Origin of the sequence: Priestia sp. TSO9, assembly GCF_021029645.1 — a bacterium.
GTDB classification, from domain to species: domain Bacteria; phylum Bacillota; class Bacilli; order Bacillales; family Bacillaceae_H; genus Priestia; species Priestia megaterium_E.
In genome coordinates, this window is the sequence record NZ_JAJEKD010000008.1 from 17459 (window position 1) to 36301 (window position 18843).

The 18843-nt window shown below is 38.3% G+C and carries 19 protein-coding genes and 2 riboswitches; of the genes, 13 read left to right on the plus strand and 6 right to left on the minus strand.

Going from position 1 to position 18843, the window contains the following annotated elements; all coding sequences use genetic code 11:
* The first annotated feature begins 48 nt into the window (after positions 1–48).
* From iolC to LJC66_RS02300, 6 genes are all read left to right on the plus strand, one after another.
* Positions 49–1056, plus strand: coding sequence for a 5-dehydro-2-deoxygluconokinase (gene iolC / locus LJC66_RS02275; RefSeq protein WP_195695492.1), 1008 nt, complete (start codon positions 49–51; stop codon positions 1054–1056).
* A gap of 97 nt (positions 1057–1153) precedes the next feature.
* Positions 1154–2611, plus strand: a complete 1458-nt coding sequence (locus LJC66_RS02280) for a CoA-acylating methylmalonate-semialdehyde dehydrogenase (RefSeq protein WP_098600700.1) — start codon at positions 1154–1156, stop codon at positions 2609–2611.
* Between the two features lie 112 nt (positions 2612–2723).
* Complete coding sequence (gene iolD / locus LJC66_RS02285; RefSeq protein ID WP_230931736.1) at positions 2724–4658, plus strand: 3D-(3,5/4)-trihydroxycyclohexane-1,2-dione acylhydrolase (decyclizing); 1935 nt, start codon at positions 2724–2726, stop codon at positions 4656–4658.
* Positions 4659–4742: 84 nt separating this feature from the next.
* Complete coding sequence (iolE, locus tag LJC66_RS02290) at positions 4743–5639, plus strand: myo-inosose-2 dehydratase (RefSeq protein WP_034654606.1); 897 nt, start codon at positions 4743–4745, stop codon at positions 5637–5639.
* 60 nt (positions 5640–5699) lie between these two features.
* On the plus strand, positions 5700–6725 hold the full coding sequence (locus tag LJC66_RS02295; protein WP_195695489.1) for a LacI family DNA-binding transcriptional regulator: 1026 nt from the start codon (positions 5700–5702) through the stop codon (positions 6723–6725).
* A 133-nt stretch (positions 6726–6858) separates the two neighbouring features.
* Entirely contained in the window at positions 6859–7647 is a 789-nt protein-coding gene (locus tag LJC66_RS02300) for a 5-deoxy-glucuronate isomerase (RefSeq protein WP_014461755.1), read from the plus strand.
* 255 nt (positions 7648–7902) lie between these two features.
* On the opposite strand, the gene LJC66_RS02305 is transcribed toward LJC66_RS02300, so the two are convergent.
* The 3 genes from LJC66_RS02305 to LJC66_RS02315 all read right to left on the minus strand — a co-directional run bounded on the left by LJC66_RS02305 (position 7903) and on the right by LJC66_RS02315 (position 10129).
* Positions 7903–8121 carry a hypothetical protein gene (locus LJC66_RS02305; RefSeq protein WP_013055227.1) on the minus strand — a complete coding sequence of 73 codons (219 nt, stop codon included), beginning with the start codon at positions 8119–8121 and terminating at the stop codon, positions 7903–7905.
* Positions 8122–8469: 348 nt separating this feature from the next.
* Complete coding sequence (locus LJC66_RS02310; RefSeq protein ID WP_013081605.1) at positions 8470–9336, minus strand: YitT family protein; 867 nt, start codon at positions 9334–9336, stop codon at positions 8470–8472.
* A 382-nt stretch (positions 9337–9718) separates the two neighbouring features.
* Positions 9719–10129, minus strand: coding sequence for an Lrp/AsnC family transcriptional regulator (locus tag LJC66_RS02315; protein ID WP_116516670.1), 411 nt, complete (start codon positions 10127–10129; stop codon positions 9719–9721).
* A 196-nt stretch (positions 10130–10325) separates the two neighbouring features.
* A riboswitch (PreQ1 riboswitch) is annotated at positions 10326–10370 on the plus strand.
* A 9-nt stretch (positions 10371–10379) separates the two neighbouring features.
* Between LJC66_RS02315 and LJC66_RS02320 the strand changes: the two genes are divergently transcribed.
* From LJC66_RS02320 to LJC66_RS02330, 3 genes are all read left to right on the plus strand, one after another.
* Positions 10380–10868: a QueT transporter family protein gene (locus tag LJC66_RS02320; RefSeq protein ID WP_195695488.1), complete on the plus strand. Its 489-nt coding sequence runs from the start codon at positions 10380–10382 to the stop codon at positions 10866–10868.
* Between the two features lie 436 nt (positions 10869–11304).
* Entirely contained in the window at positions 11305–11754 is a 450-nt protein-coding gene (locus tag LJC66_RS02325; protein ID WP_195695487.1) for a hypothetical protein, read from the plus strand.
* A gap of 63 nt (positions 11755–11817) precedes the next feature.
* The gene (locus tag LJC66_RS02330) at positions 11818–12165 is read left to right on the plus strand and encodes a hypothetical protein (RefSeq protein WP_195695486.1); all 348 of its coding nucleotides are present in this window, start codon (positions 11818–11820) and stop codon (positions 12163–12165) included.
* Between the two features lie 56 nt (positions 12166–12221).
* Here the strand turns inward: LJC66_RS02330 and LJC66_RS02335 are convergent, their stop codons facing one another.
* On the minus strand, positions 12222–13658 hold the full coding sequence (locus tag LJC66_RS02335; RefSeq protein ID WP_230931737.1) for a DHA2 family efflux MFS transporter permease subunit: 1437 nt from the start codon (positions 13656–13658) through the stop codon (positions 12222–12224).
* A 21-nt stretch (positions 13659–13679) separates the two neighbouring features.
* A complete protein-coding gene (locus LJC66_RS02340; protein ID WP_195695484.1) occupies positions 13680–14255 on the minus strand; it encodes a TetR/AcrR family transcriptional regulator in 576 nt (191 codons plus the stop codon).
* 339 nt (positions 14256–14594) lie between these two features.
* Between LJC66_RS02340 and rluF the strand changes: the two genes are divergently transcribed.
* Entirely contained in the window at positions 14595–15302 is a 708-nt protein-coding gene (rluF, locus tag LJC66_RS02345) for a 23S rRNA pseudouridine(2604) synthase RluF (RefSeq protein ID WP_025601719.1), read from the plus strand.
* Positions 15303–15338: 36 nt separating this feature from the next.
* Here the strand turns inward: rluF and LJC66_RS02350 are convergent, their stop codons facing one another.
* Positions 15339–16292 (minus strand): TRM11 family SAM-dependent methyltransferase, encoded by a 954-nt coding sequence (locus LJC66_RS02350; protein ID WP_195695483.1) that lies wholly within the window; start codon positions 16290–16292, stop codon positions 15339–15341.
* 260 nt (positions 16293–16552) lie between these two features.
* Here LJC66_RS02350 and LJC66_RS02355 point away from each other — a divergent pair, with 260 nt between their 5' ends.
* The 3 genes from LJC66_RS02355 to ftsZ all read left to right on the plus strand — a co-directional run bounded on the left by LJC66_RS02355 (position 16553) and on the right by ftsZ (position 18632).
* Positions 16553–16711 carry a hypothetical protein gene (locus LJC66_RS02355; protein WP_195695482.1) on the plus strand — a complete coding sequence of 53 codons (159 nt, stop codon included), beginning with the start codon at positions 16553–16555 and terminating at the stop codon, positions 16709–16711.
* Positions 16712–16878: 167 nt separating this feature from the next.
* Positions 16879–17268: a tautomerase family protein gene (locus LJC66_RS02360; protein WP_013055239.1), complete on the plus strand. Its 390-nt coding sequence runs from the start codon at positions 16879–16881 to the stop codon at positions 17266–17268.
* A gap of 359 nt (positions 17269–17627) precedes the next feature.
* A complete protein-coding gene (ftsZ, locus tag LJC66_RS02365) occupies positions 17628–18632 on the plus strand; it encodes a cell division protein FtsZ (protein ID WP_013055240.1) in 1005 nt (334 codons plus the stop codon).
* Positions 18633–18634: 2 nt separating this feature from the next.
* Positions 18635–18824: riboswitch (cobalamin riboswitch) on the plus strand.
* Positions 18825–18843 lie beyond the last annotated feature (19 nt).

Below are 18843 nucleotides of genomic sequence, written 5' to 3' on the forward strand. Positions count from 1 at the left end.
TGGTCTTTCTACCCTTTTAGGAAAGCGCTTAACTAAGGAGGAATAAAGATGAATCCGCTTGTTTTTAAAGAAAATCGTGGGTTAGATTTCATCGCTGTTGGCCGTTTATGTATTGATTTAAATGCAAATGAAACACAGCGTCCAATGGAAGAGACGAAAACATTTACTAAATATGTAGGAGGCTCTCCGGCTAATATTGCGATTGGAGCAGCAAGGCTAGGCTTAAAAACCGGTTTTATCGGAAAAGTATCAGATGATCAAATGGGACGCTTCATTACGGATTATCTGCAAAAAAATAAGATTAATACAGATAGCATTGTTGTTGATAAAACGGGGGCCGTAACGGGGCTTGCTTTTACGGAAATCAAGAGCCCTACAGATTGTAGCATCTTAATGTATCGTGATAACGTAGCGGATTTAAAGCTAAGTCCTACAGAAGTATCCGAAGAATATATCAAACAGTCAAAGGCACTTTTAATATCTGGAACGGCTCTTGCGCAAAGTCCTTCTCGTGAAGCAGTGTTTTTAGCACTAGAACACGCACGCAAGCATGAAGTTGTAGTGTTTTTTGATATCGACTATCGTCCATATACATGGGAATCCGAAGCTGAAACGGCAGTCTATTTTAATTTAGCCGCTGAAAAATCAGATGTAATTATTGGTACGCGAGAAGAGTTTGACATGATGGAAAAACTTTTAAATTATAAAGAATCTAATGATCAAGTAACAGCAGAGCGCTGGTTTTCTCACCATGCTCAAATCGTCGTGATTAAGCACGGTGGAGAAGGGTCTATTGCCTATGCAAGAGATGGTAAGTCTCACCGCGGAGGAATATTTAAAACAAAAGTTCTGAAAACGTTTGGCGCTGGTGATTCATATGCTTCAGCCTTTATTTACGGATTGATGCAAGGGCTGGAAATTCCACAGGCAATGCGATTGGGGGGTGCCTCCGCTTCGATTGTCATTTCAAAACACAGCTGTTCAGATGCTATGCCGACAAGCATTGAGCTCTTCAACTTTATGGAGACAGCAACGGAAGTTTTGCAGGAAGCTTAATAAACAAAGGGAAAATCTTGAGAGATTGCTTGAGAGATTGCTTGAGAGATTAAAGGAATAGCAGCTTATTAAAATTAGATAAAGGGAGAGATATTCTATGACACAGACAGCAGTAAAAACAGTAAAAAACTATATTGGTGGACAATGGATTGAATCAGCTACATCAAAAACGGAACCTGTGTATAACCCAGCGACAGGTGAATTAATCGCACAGGTACCTCTTTCTACAAAAGAAGACGTAGATCAAGCGGTGCAAGCAGCAAATGAAGCGTTCAAAGGGTGGGCAAAAACAGCTGTGCCTAAACGTGCACGAATTTTATTCAAGTATCAGCAGCTATTAGTAGATAACTGGGATGAATTAGCAAAGTTAGTGACAGTTGAAAACGGAAAAAGCTTTAACGAAGCGCGAGGTGAAGTGCAGCGTGGAATTGAATGTGTAGAATTTGCGGCAGGTGCTCCTACGTTAATGATGGGTAAACAGCTTCCTGATATTGCAACAGATATTGAGTCTGGCATGTACCGCTACCCAATTGGCGTCATTGGAGGAATTACACCGTTTAATTTTCCAATGATGGTTCCTTGCTGGATGTTCCCGCTTGCGATCGCTTGCGGCAATACATTTGTGTTAAAGCCTTCTGAGCGTACGCCGCTGTTAGCTGCAAGATTAGCTGAGCTGTTTGAAGAAGCTGGTTTGCCAAAAGGTGTATTAAATATTGTAAACGGGGCGCATGATGTGGTAAACGGTCTTCTTGAACATAAATTAGTGAAAGCTATTTCGTTTGTAGGTTCCCAGCCTGTAGCTGAGTACGTGTACAAAAAAGGTACGGAAAACTTAAAGCGTGTTCAAGCTTTAGCCGGTGCTAAAAACCATTCAATTGTATTAAATGATGCAGATTTGAACGTAGCAACAAAACAAATTATCGGAGCCGCTTTTGGTTCAGCAGGTGAACGTTGTATGGCAGCATCTGTTGTTACTGTACAAGAAGAAATTGCAGATCAGCTAATTGAAAGATTAGTAGAGGAAGCAAATGATATTGTAATTGGCGACGGCTTAGAAGAAAACGTCTTCTTAGGACCAGTCATTCGTGAAAATCATAAAGAGCGTACGCTCAGCTATATTGAATCAGGCGTGCAAGAAGGAGCAGAGCTTATTCGTGACGGTCGCACAGATGCAGCAGTAAATGGCAAGGGCTACTTTGTCGGACCAACGATTTTTGATCATGTTACGCAAGAAATGAAAATTTGGCAAGATGAAATTTTTGCACCTGTGCTTTCTATTGTACGTGTGAAAACATTAGAAGAAGCTATTGAAGTAGCCAATAACTCTCGATTTGCAAACGGTGCTTGTATTTATACAGATAGCGGCGCAAGCGTACGTGAGTTCCGTGAAAATATTGAATCTGGTATGTTAGGAGTAAATGTAGGGGTACCGGCACCTATGGCATTCTTCCCATTCTCTGGCTGGAAAGATTCTTTTTACGGTGATCTTCATGCAAACGGTACGGACGGCGTGGAGTTTTATACAAGAAAGAAAATGGTAACAACGCGCTGGTAAGTGATTCATTAAAAATCGCATTCCATTTTAAAAGGAGGTATCAGGAATTAAAGATATTCCTTATGCTTCCTTTTTTAAAATCGCAATCTAGTATTAGAAGGGAGAAAGAAGCATGGAAACAGTTAGAATGACGACGGCACAAGCATTAGTGAAGTTTTTAAATCAGCAGTATGTTGAATTTGATGGAAAGCAGCATCAGTTTATTAAAGGGATTTTTACAATTTTCGGGCACGGAAATGTGGTAGGCCTTGGGCAAGCTTTGGAAGAAGACCCAGGAAATCTAGATGTATATCAAGGACGTAATGAACAAGGAATGGCCAATGCAGCGATGGCTTTTGCAAAACAAAAACATCGAAAGCAGATTATGGCTTGCACATCTTCAGTGGGGCCAGGTTCAGCAAATATGGTTACAACGGCAGCCACTGCTTCAGCTAATAATATTCCAGTTTTACTGCTTCCTGGTGATGTATTTGCAACTAGACAGCCGGATCCCGTTTTGCAGCAAATTGAACAGTCATATGATTTATCTATTTCTACAAACGATGCTTTCCGACCAGTAAGTAAGTACTGGGATCGCGTAAGCCGCCCTGAACAATTGATGACAGCTATGATTAATGCGATACGTGTGTTAACGAATCCTGCAGATACGGGAGCTGTAACTATTTGTTTGCCTCAAGATGTGCAGGGAGAAGCATGGGACTTTCCAGCTTATTTCTTCCAAAAGCGCGTTCACCGCATTGAGCGTCGCCTTCCGACTAGGGACAGTCTAGCAGATGCAATTCAATTAATGAAAACAAAGAAAAAGCCAATCATCATTTGCGGAGGAGGCGTTCGGTATTCAGAAGCTGCAAAAGAGTTAAAACAATTTGCTAGTGAGTTCCATATTCCATTTGGAGAAACTCAAGCAGGGAAAAGTGCCGTTGAAAATGACTATCGCTATAATCTAGGCGGAATAGGTGTAACAGGGAACTCAGCTGCTAATACAATCGCTAAAGAAGCAGATTTAGTAATTGGAGTAGGCACTCGATTTACTGATTTTACAACAGCATCTAAACAGCTTTTTCAACATCCCAACGTGCAATTTCTTACCATTAATACGTCTGAATTTCATGCAAATAAACTTGATGCCGTGAAACTTGTAGCTGATGCAAAAGAAGGGTTGCTTGCTCTTAGGGAAGAGCTAAAATCAATTGGCTATCAGTCTGTTTATACAACAGAAATTACAAGTGCTAAAGACGCATGGGATAAAGAATTAGAGCGTCTGCATAGCATACGTTTTACTGGTGCAGATTTTGTTCCGGAAATACAAGGTCATTTAGATGAAAGCTTAGCTGAATATGTAGAATCACTTGGTACTCAATTAACGCAAACAGAAGTAATTGGAAAGGTGAATAAGCTCCTTGATGACAACTCCATCATTGTTGGTGCAGCAGGAAGTCTCCCAGGAGACTTACAGAGAATGTGGAAGTCTACTAAACCTAATACCTATCATATGGAATATGGATATTCATGTATGGGATATGAAGTATCAGGAGCACTTGGAGTTAAGCTGGCAGAACCAGCTAAGGAAGTGTATGCGATGGTTGGAGATGGAAGCTATCAAATGCTTCATTCAGAGCTTATTACAAGCCTTCAAGAAAGAAAAAAGATAAACATTTTACTGTTTGATAACTCCGGCTTCGGGTGCATTAATAACCTTCAAATGTCAAACGGTATGGGGAGCTTCGGTACAGAGTTTCGTTATCGAAACGATGAAACAGGAAAACTAAACGGAAACGTAATGAAAATTGATTTTGCAGCCAGCGCCGCAGGCTACGGTGTAAAAACGTATCGCGTAAGTTCTCTTGAAGAATTAAAAACGGCGATAGAAGATGCACAAAAACAAGAGATTTCTACGCTAATTGATATTAAAGTGCTGCCAAAAACTATGACGAACGGTTATGAATCATGGTGGCATGTAGGAGTAGCAGAGGTATCTAAAAATCAGCATGTACAGGAAGCTTATGAAGATAAGGTGAAAAACCTTGAAATGGCAAGAGTTTATTAAGGAGCAGGAGAAAATGAGGTTGTTGAAGAGAAACATTCGATAAATATAAAAGAGGTTTTAATTTCATATAAGGGAGAGGAAGAGATGTTCAAGGAGAATACGGTCAAACTGGGGATTGCTCCAATTGCTTGGACAAACGATGATATGCCTGAACTGGGAGCTGAAAATACATTCGAACAGTGTATCAGTGAGATGGCTTTAACCGGTTTTAGAGGAAGTGAGGTCGGAAACAAATATCCGCGAAATGTTTCAATCTTAAAAAAGGCATTATCGCTTCGGAATTTGGAAATTGCAAGTGCGTGGTTCAGTACATTTTTAACAACAAAGCCGCTGGAAGAAACGGTAACGCCATTTATTGAACATCGCGATTTTTTATACGAAATGGGAGCAAAAGTAATTGTTGTTTCTGAACAAGGGCACAGCATTCAGGGGCTGATGGATGTTCCTTTATTTAAAGAAAAGCCTGTGTTCACGCCAACAGAGTGGAGCAGACTTGCAGAAGGCCTGCACCATCTTGGGAAACTGGCACAAGAAAAAGATATGCATATTGTCTATCATCACCATATGGGAACGGGTGTACAAACAACAGAAGAAATTGAGCAGCTAATGGAGCTTACCAATCCGGAGCTTGTTTCGCTGCTATTTGATACCGGTCATCTTGTCTTTTCAGGAGAAGAACCTCTTTATATCTTAAAAAAATATCTGCACCGTATTAAGCATGTTCATTTAAAGGATATTCGTCAAGAAGTAGTTGATCGAGTCAAAGAACAAGACCTAAGCTTCTTGCAAGCGGTAAAAGAAGGAGCCTTTACTGTTCCAGGTGACGGAGCTATTGAATTTGATGAAGTATTTACTACGCTTGCCACTTCGGATTATAACGGATGGTTTGTCGTAGAAGCAGAACAGGATCCAGCCCTTGCTAATCCTTTTGAATATGCGTTAAAAGCAAGAAACTTTATTAAAGAAAAAAGTGGTCTTTAATTTCCATTGTAAAAGATTTTACGCCTTTTATGCGTTTATGAAAGGAAAGGAGGAGAGGAAATGAAGCCAACCATTTATAGTGTGGCTGAAGAAGCAGGTGTATCAATTTCTACGGTATCAAAAGTCATCAATCAAACCGGTCATATTAGTGAAAGAACAAGACAAAGAGTAATTGAGGTTATGGCGCAGTTGAATTACCATCCAAGCGTCGTAGCATCTGCTTTAACAGGAAAACCTACTAAAACGATTGGGCTTCTCGTACCTGACATCTCCAACCCTTTTTTTGCCGATTTGGCAAGAAGCATAGAAGACCGAAGTCATGAGCGGGGTTTCCATGTTGTAATGTGCAATACCGATAACGATGCGGAAAAAGAGAAAAAGTATCTATCGCTGTTAATACGTCAGAGAATCGACGGTTTAATTGTAGCTTCTGCTTTTCGCAATGCTAATCTTTTAAAAAATATGCTTAAGCAAGATATACCGATTAGTGTTATTGCTTCAGAAATTCCTCACATATCCGTTAATACAGTGACAGTGGATGACTACAAAGGGAGCTATTTAGCGACTGATTATTTGCTGTCTTTGCATCATAAAAAAATTGCGATTATTACAGAAAATGCAAAAAGCAATCACGCCCGTTTAGATGCTTTCCGAGACGCTATGCAAGAAAATGGAATCATCGTGCCGCCTCAGCACGTTATTACGACCGAAGCAAGTATTCAAAAAGGATATGAAAGTGCTAAGCAAATTTTTTCAATGAAGGAGAAAGTGACGGCTATTTTTGCTTGTAACGATTTACTGGCTATCGGAGTTATCCAAGCTGCAAAAGAATTCAAAATTGATGTACCGCAAGGCTTATCAGTGATTGGCTTTGATAATACGGTTCTTTCTACTACCATTACGCCCATGTTGACGACAGTAGCACAACCGACAAAAGAAATGGCTGTAAACGTAGTGGATTTGCTGGTTAGAGAAATGAAATATCCAGCGATGCATAAGGAACATTTGCTTCTTGAGCCAAAATTGATTGTTCGGAAATCAACGGCTCCATTACGAAGGGAAGCCACAGCATCTATAAATAATTGAACACAATCAAGAATATTGCCGTTAATAAAAAATCCTCATAGTCACATATTTAAAAGAATTTAGAGAGTCTATGAAGAAAAATGAGTAATTAGTAAATTCTTATCGCGCTACTACATAAAGGAGGAATTCAAGGATGTTAGGTAAATTAGGTGAATTAAATAAAGGATACAACGTACTTACAGAAATGACCGGTCAGCACAAAGATATGCTGATGGATATTGGGATTTATAAAATGTCCCAAGGAAAAGAGGAAACTTTACTAGACAGCAGCAGTGAAACGGCTATTCTTTTACTAGAAGGAAAGGTAAAGCTAGAGTGGGAAGGCCATTCGAAAGAAATTCAGCGCCAGTCCCTATTTGAAGAAGAGCCTTGGTGTTTGCACGTTTCAAAAAATGTGGAGGTCAAAATTACTGGGCTTGCCGATAGTGAAGTACTAGTTCAAAAAACGGATAATGAAAAAGAGTTTTCATCAAAATTATATACGCCCGAAGATTGTCAAAACACAGTGGCTGGTGAAGGAGTATGGGAAGGTACTGCTCAGCGTGTAATCCGAACAATTTTTGACTACAATAACGCTCCTTACTCTAACCTTGTTATTGGAGAAGTTATTTCTTATCCAGGAAGATGGTCGAGTTATCCGCCTCATCATCATGACCAGCCCGAAGTGTATTACTATCGTTTTGACAAGCCGCAAGGATTTGGCTGCGCAATGGTTGGAGAAGATGCGTACCGTGTAGTTGATAATAGTTTTATTACAATTCCTGGTGAATTGGATCATCCTCAAGCAACGGCTCCTGGGTATGCAATGTACTTCTGCTGGATGATTCGCCATCTCGACAATAATCCGTGGACAGACCGTATTATGGAAGAAGAGCATAAGTGGTTATTAGAGCCGGATGCAAAAATTTGGCCTGAAAAATAAATAAAGATCTTTATACGAAATGGGTCTCAAATGTTGAAAAACCTCGAATGAAAAATAATTATGCGTAAAATAATAGTTTATTTTTGTAAAATATGTTTTTATATGTTAAAATATAGCTTGTATTAATATTCAGGCGATGATATCGCTCTTTGCTGCAGATTCCTTTTTAGGAGTCTCTTTTTTTTGGAAACTGAAGCAACAGATAAAGACGATTCGTATATAAATTAAAAAGAAAAGGAGATAAGCGTAAGCCGCTTATCTCCTTTTCTTTTTAGCGTTATCTAATGCTAAGTTCTTTTTCACTACTTTTTCTAAAGCAACTTCCACGTGAACATTTTTTTCATCGATGTCATTCACAAGCACGACGGTTCCTTTTCGTCCTTTAATCTTTAAATCATCACCCGTAGAAGGAATGTTTTCCCTCAGCTGGCTTAATAGAAGCTTTCTGTTTTCAAAAAAGTGAACAGCCACCATTTTATCTCACCTAATTTCATATGATATGTGTGATACAAAGATGTGTATATGAAATCCTTCCTATACATTATGTCGCCAGAGGTGGTTTTAGAACACATTGAATAGACAATTGTTGCATCGATATATGAGATAAATAGGGTGGCATAGTTATAAATCTTCTATTCTTGGACATACTTATACTACTAATCTAAAAAGGGATGTGGATGAAAATGAAGGTGGCTATCGGATTAAGTGTATTTACGGTCGTTACAGGAGCAATTGCGTTAGGGTCAGTTTACTTTTTAGCAGGTATCTTTTCGTTTTTCTTAACGGTTTTTTCATAAAAAAATCCACCAAGAGGTGGATTTTTTATTTAGCAGCGGCTTTTGTTTCATGAGGCGAATTGCCGATAAATCCAAATTTTCCGCCGACAACTTCTTTTACTTCGTGGATGACAATAAAAGAATTCGGGTCAATTTGCTGGATTTTCTTTTTAATTTTTAATAACTCGTTCTTTTTAATAACAACGTAAATAATACGTTTATCTTTGTTGGCGTAGTAGCCGTATCCGTAAAAGATGGTGGCTGCATTTCCAAATTCACTGGTGATGACTTGCGCTATGTCTTTATATTGATCGGACATAATCGTCATTGCTTTTTTGTTGTGGAAACCTTCGATAACGACATCTACGATTTTGGCACAAAGATAGACGAATATAAAAGTATAGAGCATGTTATTGACGCCAATAGCGAAAACCGATGCTAAAATAATGACACTGTCCATATAGAACATGCTTTTAGAGATATTATAGCCTTTTGTATAGTTTAATAAATAAGCTAAAAGCGTTGTTCCACCAGTCGATCCATCTGCGATAAAAATGAGAGCAAGTCCTGTTCCCATTAGTAAAGCCCCGAATACAATTCCTAAAATCATGTCGTGAACGTGAAAAGGAATATAGCTGACTAGACCGAGGAAAACGGACGTCATGACGGCTCCTAGAATCGTATAAAGAATCGTTTTTTTTGTTAGAAATTTATAGGCTAAGGCAATAAATATAAGGTTTACAAGAAATGTGCTGATACTTGTAGGGATATGAAATAAATAATATAAAACAAGAGCAATACCAACAGTACTTCCGTCACCTAATTTATTTGGAATGACGAAAAAATCAATGGATGCAGCAACTAAAAGTGCGCCGACGATAATTAAGATGATGTCTTTATAGATTGTTTTCAATATGCAAACCTCCTTGATTATTAGGATATTTTCATGTTTAATCTTGTTTTTACTAGTGTTTCACAAATGATAAAATAAAAAACGTCTTAGAAATTGTCTAGTTATAAAACTGATCAACTTCTAAGACGAAGAATTACGATACGTGTATAGGTCTTAATCCGACTTTTCTATGCTTCGATGTCACCGATTATATAAACCTCTGACCGCTATGTCAACGCTGTGAGAGATGTTCAACTTTTCAAAAAATAGAAGGCGGTTTCCTACATAAAAAAAGAATCCTTTGCGATGACGCAAAGGATTTTCAAATTTATTGGAATAGGGGGAATACGTTATTAGGATTACCATTTTCATAAATTAATATACCTTTATTTTTTAAAAAGATTTATTTGTTAATGACGATTGAAAGTTTGTAATTCACATGCTGATTTAGCTCTGTCAAAAAATCATTTAGTTCTTCATTTGAATGAAATTTGCATTCTAGTAAATAGCAGCCATCGCCGCTGATTTTAAAGTTGTTGATAACGTACTCCTGCTGACTTTCTAAAAATGTAAGGTAGGGGTGGTGATGAATGCTCTGCGTATAGATATTTAAAAATGCATGGATGGTGTAGCCGAGTTTTCGTTCATCAATGTTAATTGTATAGCCTTTGATAATCCCTTCATCTTCTAACTTTAATACTCTAGCAGAAGCGGCTTGTCCGGTTAAATGCACTTTTTCTCCTAATTCTTTCATCTTTATACGTCCATTTTTTGATAGCTCTTCTAGTATGCGCTTATCTGTATTATCTAACATAGCTACAAATCCTTTCGTATTTCAAATCAAAAGGGTTAACTACTTGATGTCACCTATGTATACTGATACGTCTTCTATTTTATACTAAAGAAAAGTAAGAAAAAAGAGCAGTCAATATGCAAGGTATAGAAACCGGCAGTAGTTTGTAAACAGCTAGATTGACGAAAGCTTAAGCATGCTGTATGATTCTTTGAGTGTTTACGTGGTTCGTAACCATCCCACGTTAAAAAACTAAGGAGAGAATAGTAAGATGAATATAAGAACACTTTGCGTCAACGGTCTTTTAGCTGCTATGTATATTGCTGTCAGCATGCTAATCCAGCCGTTTGGCTTCACCAATATCCAATTTCGTATATCGGAAATGTTCAATCACTTAATTGTGTTTAATAAAAAGTACGTGTACGGCATTGTGCTAGGAGTATTTCTGACGAATTTGTTTTTTTCACCAATGGTCGCTTATGATCTGGTGTTTGGGGTAGGACAATCCGTGCTATCATTACTCATTACCATTTTTTCTATGCGCTACATTAAAAATATATGGGCTCGTATGCTTGTTAATACACTTGTATTTACGTTCACGATGTTTATTATTGCTTTTGAGCTGCACCTAGCATTTGACTTGCCATTTTTCTTTACGTGGCTAACAACAGCCGTTGGTGAGTTTGTTGTTATGCTTGTTGGAGCACCAATTATGGCAGCAATTAATAAACGTGTACAATTTAATAAGCTAGTTGGATAAAAAAGATGTGGCTGTGATAAATCTCACAGCCACATCTTTTTTTCTTTGTTATTCTATAAGTGTAGTGATAAACCCCTTATTATTGAAGAGCTTTTCACGCATGGACAAATTACCCATATCTAGCATGTGAAAAGAGCAGGTCGCGTTTGCGATCTGCTCTTTTTGCGTAAGGCAATAGGAAGTATTCGGTTAGATTATTTTGAAAGAAGGAGTGACAAATCTCACAGCACATTCTTTTTTCTTTTGTTACGATATACATATAGTTGGCAAACTCCTTATCGAAAAGTTTTTCGCACAACAACACATTACCTATGCGTAGCAATTAAAAAAGCAGACCGATAACGGTTTGCTTTTTTAATTGTATTTTTTACCATTAAATAACTTTTTTGAGTTATAATTGTAAAATAACCTTTGTTACTAGAGAAGGGATTGTTTTTTGAATAGGAAGTTAGCAATTCTTGTTTTATTAGCGTTAGCCATCTTATTTGCCGGCTGTTCAAAAGAAGAAGATAACGTTCCTTTAAGAGAACTAGAAAAGATAAGTATTAACGTAATCAAAGAACAAAAAATGAAGCAAGGAATTTCATATGAAATGGAATTGGTAAACAAGAGCGATTTGACCATTAAACAAAACAATGTATTTTTATCCTATCCTTTAAAAATGAAAAACGGTTATTCTGATAATAAATTTAAGGTGTTAGCAGAAGGAAATAAATTAAACATCAGGCCAAAACAAAAGGTGAAGTTAACGGCATTTCTTCCTTATAAAGGAACTAATAAAGAAGCGTTAGCTATTGATGAGCCTGACGTAAAGTGCATAGGGTATTGGAATAAGCTTGATGATTACCATCAATTTTCTTTTGGAGGATCCTTGAAGCAAGAATAATATATAACTATTTGTTAAATGGTGGAACTGAGCGTAAGGATTGATAAAGGCGGTGAATGAACAGTGAGTGTAGACACGGATAGATTGATTAGCTTTTTTATTTTATGGGGAACACCCGCTGTTTTTAGTATAGTAGAGTACTTTAAACTGAGTAAAACTGAAAAAAAAGAAGCGATACGAGACTTAATATCTTTAAAATCTATTGTAACAACAGGATTTATATTGACCGGAGGAGTGATGGCGAGTTTAGGCAGGTTGTTATCTCTGCTGCCTCTCCACGTTATAGGTACTTTTATTTTAGCTATTGGTGGTATCGTGGGCGCTGTTGAAGCATGGAAGACAGAAAAAAAGAAAAGTATTGTTATCCTTGTTTTAATAGTATCTATGATTGCTTTTACATTTGTAATATAAATTCTGCATGTAACAAGAGCTGCTCAACCCGTGAGCAGCTCTTATCAGTTTCTTATTTATTGTGTTTCAAGATGCTGATCTCTTTTCTTTAACGTAAGAGCGAGCAAGAACGAAACGACGGCGAAAGCGATGGCTACATAATAGACGGTATGAACCCCGCTTGTCATACTTTTTATTTGTAGCAGCGTTTTATTCGTTTCGTTTGATTGTTGAATAAAGTGCTGAGAAGCCATGGTCATAATACTTGTATACAAAGCGGGTCCAATCGCGCCTGAAACTTGGTTAATCGTATTTGAAATAGCTGAACCGTGGGCATGAAGCGGTTTTGGCACTTGATTTAAAGCAAGCGTCATCACGGGACCGATGCTTAAACCTACGCCAATTGTAAAGGCTGCGTATAAGATGGCTGCAGTCGTCGTGCTTGTTCCGCTTGAAATAGTAGTGAACAAACTTAAAATAAATGTTAAAAGGACTAAGCCCGTTAAAAGCAGCGGTTTAAATCCGATTTTGTCAAACAAACGTCCTCCCACCATAGCTGTTAGAGCCAGCGTTACACCGCCTGGAAGCATAAGAAACCCTGTTTGCAAAGGAGACAGTCCCGCAGCCGTTTGGAAGTATAGCGGCAAAATTAACATCATTGAAAACTGAATCATCATAATAAGAAACATTAAGAAAATCGATCTTGAAAACACAGACGATCTAAAAGGCTTCATATTAATCATAGGAGAATTCAGCTTTGTTTGCTGTCTGACAAATAAAGCAAGAGCTATGACGCCAATTATGAGCGTAAGCCATACGATAGGATTACTCCATCCCGTCTCTTCACCAGCTGCGCTAAATCCATAAACAACTCCTCCAAACCCAATCGTAGAAAGAATCACAGATGGGATATGAATTGTTGGTCTAGATGTTTCAGAAACGTTACTGAGCTTGAAAAGAGCAAATAGGAAAATAAGCGCCGCTGCAATTAAAAGACCTAGAAATATAATTTGCCACGAATAGTATTGAATAATTAATCCTGAAAGAACCGGTCCTATTGCCGGTGCAAATAAAATAGCTACGCTAAAAATCCCCATTACGGTGCCGCGTTTGCTAATAGGCACGAGTGTTAACATTGTGCTCATCACAAGAGGTAAAATAATGCCTGTCCCTAATGCTTGAATCATACGGCCCACAAAAAGCAGAGAAAACCATGGAGTAATAAATCCAATGAAGGACCCAATTAAGTAAAAACTCATAGCCGTCACAAACAGCTGTCTTAATGTGAATCGTTGAATTAAAAAAGCAGACACCGGAACAGAGATGCCAATTACAAGCATATATCCGGTAGTTAACCACTGAGCTGAGCTCGTTCTAATGTGAAAATCTGAAATGATACTTGGCAAGGCCACGTTCATTACCGTTTCACTAATTAAGCATAAAAAATTTCCTAGAATCAAAATGAAAAGGATAAGCTTACTTTGTGTACTCATTTTTTCTTCTGTTTGTGTCATAAGTGACCTCCTTTTACTAAATTAATTTTTGTTTGCGAACAGCTTACCAATTTGGTCAGCTGCAATTTGCATAGGGACTGTACTATTTTTAGTTAATGAAAGAGTATAAGCCCCTTCAATCCAAGACTGTATAGCTGAACCTAGCTGTCTTGCTTCCTCTTGTTCATAACCTGAACAAACTAACTTATCTGCATAAACTTGCTCCCACTCGTTATACACGGCTTCACAGGCCATGCGAAGCGTTGCGTTTGATGACCATACTTCACTCGACATAGCAGCGAGAGAGATATCCGCTTCATTTTCCACTTGTTCAAACATTCGATCAGCCATCAGTTTTATATGATATTGAATAGCTGACGCGGCATCTTCATGAGAAGCGAGGGATTTTTCGATATAAGCTTTGACTCTTTCTCCCGTTTTTTGAATAGCTTCTTTTGCTAACTGTTGTTTTCCATCCGGAAAATAATAATAAATAGATCCTCTCGGAGCGCTGCTTTCTTTTGTAATTTGACTTAGACTGGTGGCGTGATAGCCTTTTTTGCGAAAAAGTTTAGCAGCTGCGCTTAAAATTTTTTCTTTTGAATTGGTTGGTTCCATGAAAACAGCTCCCTGATATAATTACTAGTTGATCGGTCAGTATAATGGTAGCAACTCTATACTGATCAGTCAATCCAGACGTTTAGGTCTTGTATATAAGTAAAGATTGATGCAAGCTTCACAGGTGTAAGCATTGATTGAAATGTTAAGAATAAGGTTACAAAGTATTTTGGAGCTATACTTCTATTACTGTTAAAAAAATATGATTAAGTAATGAAATTAAAAGCAGACGAGAAGCGTATAGCATGTTACGATAGGGACGGTATAGAAATTGGCATATGTCTGTTTCTAATAGAAGAGATAAATTTTAAAATTTTTAAATGTAAGGTTGTGATTCACCTGAGACTGAATAAATTTATTAGCGAATCTGGAAAGGCGTCAAGACGCGGGGCAGATAAGTTAATTAGTGAAGGAAGAGTAACCGTTAATGGAAAGGTTGCAAAAGTCGGAGATCAAGTTAAGCCTGGCGATGATATTCGAGTAAGCGGCCAACAGCTTCGGATTGCTCGAAATAATGTATATATTGCGCTTAATAAACCAGTCGGCATTACAAGTACGAGTGAAAAAAAAGTAAAGGGAAACATCATTGATTTAGTCAATCACCCTTTGCGTATTCACCACGTTGGACGACTTGATAAGGATTCAGACGGCTTAATTTTACTTACAAATGACGGCGATATTATTAATGAAATTTTACGTGCAGAAAACAAGCATGAAAAAGAATATATTGTTGCAGTAGATAAGCCAATTACACCGGAGTTTATCAAAAACATGTCTGAGGGAGTAAAAATTTTAGGCACAAAAACGCTTCCTTGTGAAGTGACACAGCTGTCTAAGTATGAGTTTCAAATTATTTTAACACAGGGTTTAAATCGTCAAATTCGCCGTATGTGTGAAGTGCTTGGATATGAAGTATACCGCCTTCAGCGCACGCGTATTATGAATATCCATTTAAACAACTTACCTGTTGGGCAATGGAGAGATTTAACGAAAAAAGAGCGTACGCAGCTATTCAAAGAATTAGACTATGAACCTAAAGAGTGGTAAATCAAAAGACACCAGCCTGTTAGACTGGTGTCTTTTTTATTCGCATACAACTACTTGTCTAGAAAATACGCTTTTGCGCGCTATGCAGCGATCTGAAATAGAAAAGCCAGCTTCATGAATCATATGGTCAATCGTATCTACTGTAATCACGACCACTTTATCCGCAAAGCGGCGAGCGTGTTTTAAAATAGAAAGCTGATCTTCAGGCGTCGCATGGGTGTAGAGATTGTAAGGCATGTCGATGATAGCTACATCATAGTGAGTTGTAACATCTGAAATCGGTCCAGTTTTGACATCACCGCTTAAACCGAAATGCGCAATATTTTCACGAGATCCGTCGGTCACAAGTGGATTGATATCGCGTCCTACAATATCAATGCCCATTGAAAGGGCTTCTACAAGGACTGTACCGATACCGCAGCATGGATCAATCGCTTTGATTCCTTCAGGGTTTGGAACGGCAATGTTAGCTACAGCTCTTGCAAGGCGGGTACTGAGTGCTGTAGAGTATTCACGCGGTTTCTTCAAATGATGCAGCCATACCGCTTCGCTTTTTTGATATTTCCCAAAATACCAGCGTCCTTCAAATGGAACAATGCCAAACAAATGGTCAGGGTTATGCAAGTCTGCTTCTGCTACAAAATGCCAACCCACATCACGTTCAATAGCACGCTGACCTTTATAACTTATTTTTTGATCTTTTTCCAAGTCATTAATTTTCATGAAAATGAGTTTAAATGTTTTGTCTCCAAGGTCAATATCTTCTACTTGCTTACAAATATCAGCAAGGTCATCTGATTCATACATAATATCTAATCGCTCTTTGATAAAAGGGCTTCTGCTTGGATCAAGTTTAACGGCACTTTTTATGATAGGTTTCTCAGTTTCAATGTCAAAAAGAGAGCGTCTCTCTAATTGACATAGTGAGAGTTCCTCTTCGCTGCATGCGTATGTGTAGATATACTGAGGCAGCTGCGTATGGTTATTCAATATTGTATCATCCTTTATCGTATCTAATTATCCTTCTTCTCAAACAATAGCGAGAAAAGAAGAGAAAAGCAACGAATTTAAATATATTTGGCCGTGAATACTAAATTGAAGCGCTACATAGTCCACTTATTTGACAAAACATGCTAAAATAACTGGTGATAACCTGCATGTGCTGCTGTCTATACAAAAGAACTGGATCAAGGTTTCTCAAAAATCATTTACACACTGCTGACATTTTGATGAATAGGAGAGGCTGCGTGATGTCTAAAAGTGATCATGAAAAGCAACAGATGAGTCGGGCTGATATGAAAAAAAAAGCCAAAACATCCTCGCAAAACCTTGTGATGAACGTACTCATTGCCATTGTATCTGTATGTATTTTAGCTCTTATTATAAATGTTTTTGTACTAATGAAATGAGCCGTTATGCTGCTCATTTCTTTTTAGTAGGTTCAGCTTTTATTGAAGCGTTTGAGGTCTCTTTCACGAGAGAGCACATTGTGAATAGCATATCTTTTTTTAACAAATGATAGTTGTGATATGATGAGGCAATAATATATTAGACAAAAAGCTGGAGGTTACTTAGTGTGCCATTACTTAGATTTGATGTAATAGAAGGAAGAGATGAAAAAGAGTTAAAAACATTACTAGACGCTGCTCACCGAGCGATGCTAGAAGCCTTTGGCGTCCCGGAGCGCGACCGTTATCAAATTGTACATCAGCATCCTGCTCATGAAATGATTATTGAAGATACAGGTCTTGGCTTTGAGAGAAGCAAGGATTTGGTTATTATAAGTGTAACGAGTAAACAGCGAACAGAAGAGCAAAAGCAAGCTCTTTACAGATTAATTGTAAAAGAGCTTGGAGAGAGCTGCGGCATTCAGCCAAACGACATTATGATTTCGATTGTTGAAAACGGTAATGCTGACTGGAGCTTTGGCATGGGAGAGGCTCAATTCTTAACTGGGAAATTATAAAACGGTTTATTATCTAGAGAAGCCCTTATTTCTAAGGGCTTTTTCTCATTTTGTCTATAAAAATATTATTCTCTTAGTCACATCTTACTCAAAATTAAATACAGACATCTGTCAAATGAATGATACAATAAGCTTATATGCCATTTTGAGTGGAAAAACCATAAAAGAGTTCGGCGTACTAATTTTAGAACAACAATAAATTTACATAAAGATGTAAAGATTTAAAGGTTAAAAGAGAAGTGTATAAAATCTGTAAAACAAAAGAACAGTTACGCGTTAAACATAGGAGTAAAAGGTTCTTCACGTGTTTTTTCGGATAATAAGAGAAAGTAATTTTGATCATTGAGGAGGAACTTAGAATGTTTGGATTTGATGCAGATGTATCGCCGTTAGTGCGAATTAAAGTAATTGGGGTTGGCGGTGGAGGAAATAACACCGTTAACCGTATGATTGAACACGGTGTCCAAGGAGTAGAATTTATCGCCGTTAATACGGATGCTCAGGCGCTTAACTTATCTAAAGCAGATGTGAAAATGCAGATTGGTGCGGCCTTAACGCGAGGATTAGGTGCAGGAGCTAATCCAGAAGTAGGAAGAGAAGCAGCCGAAGAAAGCAGAGAACAAATTCAAGAAGTACTGCAAGGCGCAGACATGGTATTCGTAACAGCTGGCATGGGCGGAGGAACCGGTACTGGAGCAGCTCCGGTTATTGCCCAAATTGCCCGTGAACTAAATGCTTTAACAATTGGAGTAGTCACTCGCCCGTTCAAGTTTGAAGGAAATAAACGTACGAAGCAAGCAGTAGGGGGTATTACTGCGATGAATGAATCGGTAGATACCCTTATTGTGATTCCAAACGACCGCTTGCTTGAAATTGTCGATAAAAAGACGCCTATGCTTGAAGCATTCCGTGAAGCAGATAATGTTCTTCGCCAAGGTATTCAAGGTATTTCAGATTTAATCGCTGTTCCGGGGCTGATTAACCTTGACTTTGCTGATGTAAAAACAATCATGTCTAATCAAGGATTTGCGCTTATGGGTATCGGACGAGCTTCCGGATCAGACCGGGCAATTGAAGCAGCAAAAAAAGCCATTTCTAGTCCGCTGCTAGATGCATCGATTGATGGAGCAAGAGGCGTGCTGTTGAACATTACGAGCGGCAGCAGCTTGAGTCTTTACGAAGTACAGGAAGCAGCAGATATTGTCACGTCTGCTTCTGATCAGGACTTAAATATGATTTTTGGATCTGTGATTAATGAAGATTTAAAGGACGAAATGATGGTAACCGTTATTGCCACTGGATTTGATGATGAAGATGTTTCACCATCAGCTTCTACTTCTAGAGTTTCAAGAGCACGCTACTAAATTAAATAACCAGCTTTTATGGTGGCAATTGTTTTTCAATTGCCTTAAAAGGGAATCCGGTGCAAATCCGGAGCGGTCCCGCCACTGTAACAAGGAGCCTTATGTCAAAAAGCCACTGTCTATTTAGAGACGGGAAGGCGGTATAAGGCAATGACTTGAAGCCAGGAGACCTGCCATAAATCTCAGCACACAATAACCTACGAGGATAGGG

Excerpts from the sequence above, each read along its gene's own strand:
- iolC (WP_195695492.1), top strand. The coding sequence starts at position 49 with ATGAATCCGCTTGTTTTTAAAGAAAATCGTGGGTTAGATTTCATCGCT.
- LJC66_RS02280 (WP_098600700.1), top strand. The coding sequence starts at position 1,154 with ATGACACAGACAGCAGTAAAAACAGTAAAAAACTATATTGGTGGACAA.
- iolD (WP_230931736.1), top strand. The coding sequence starts at position 2,724 with ATGGAAACAGTTAGAATGACGACGGCACAAGCATTAGTGAAGTTTTTA.
- iolE (WP_034654606.1), top strand. The coding sequence starts at position 4,743 with ATGTTCAAGGAGAATACGGTCAAACTGGGGATTGCTCCAATTGCTTGG.
- LJC66_RS02295 (WP_195695489.1), top strand. The coding sequence starts at position 5,700 with ATGAAGCCAACCATTTATAGTGTGGCTGAAGAAGCAGGTGTATCAATT.
- LJC66_RS02300 (WP_014461755.1), top strand. The coding sequence starts at position 6,859 with ATGTTAGGTAAATTAGGTGAATTAAATAAAGGATACAACGTACTTACA.
- LJC66_RS02305 (WP_013055227.1), bottom strand. The coding sequence starts at position 8,121 with ATGGTGGCTGTTCACTTTTTTGAAAACAGAAAGCTTCTATTAAGCCAG.
- LJC66_RS02315 (WP_116516670.1), bottom strand. The coding sequence starts at position 10,129 with ATGTTAGATAATACAGATAAGCGCATACTAGAAGAGCTATCAAAAAAT.
- LJC66_RS02320 (WP_195695488.1), top strand. The coding sequence starts at position 10,380 with ATGAATATAAGAACACTTTGCGTCAACGGTCTTTTAGCTGCTATGTAT.
- LJC66_RS02335 (WP_230931737.1), bottom strand. The coding sequence starts at position 13,658 with ATGACACAAACAGAAGAAAAAATGAGTACACAAAGTAAGCTTATCCTT.
- LJC66_RS02340 (WP_195695484.1), bottom strand. The coding sequence starts at position 14,255 with ATGGAACCAACCAATTCAAAAGAAAAAATTTTAAGCGCAGCTGCTAAA.
- LJC66_RS02355 (WP_195695482.1), top strand. The coding sequence starts at position 16,553 with ATGTCTAAAAGTGATCATGAAAAGCAACAGATGAGTCGGGCTGATATG.
- ftsZ (WP_013055240.1), top strand. The coding sequence starts at position 17,628 with ATGTTTGGATTTGATGCAGATGTATCGCCGTTAGTGCGAATTAAAGTA.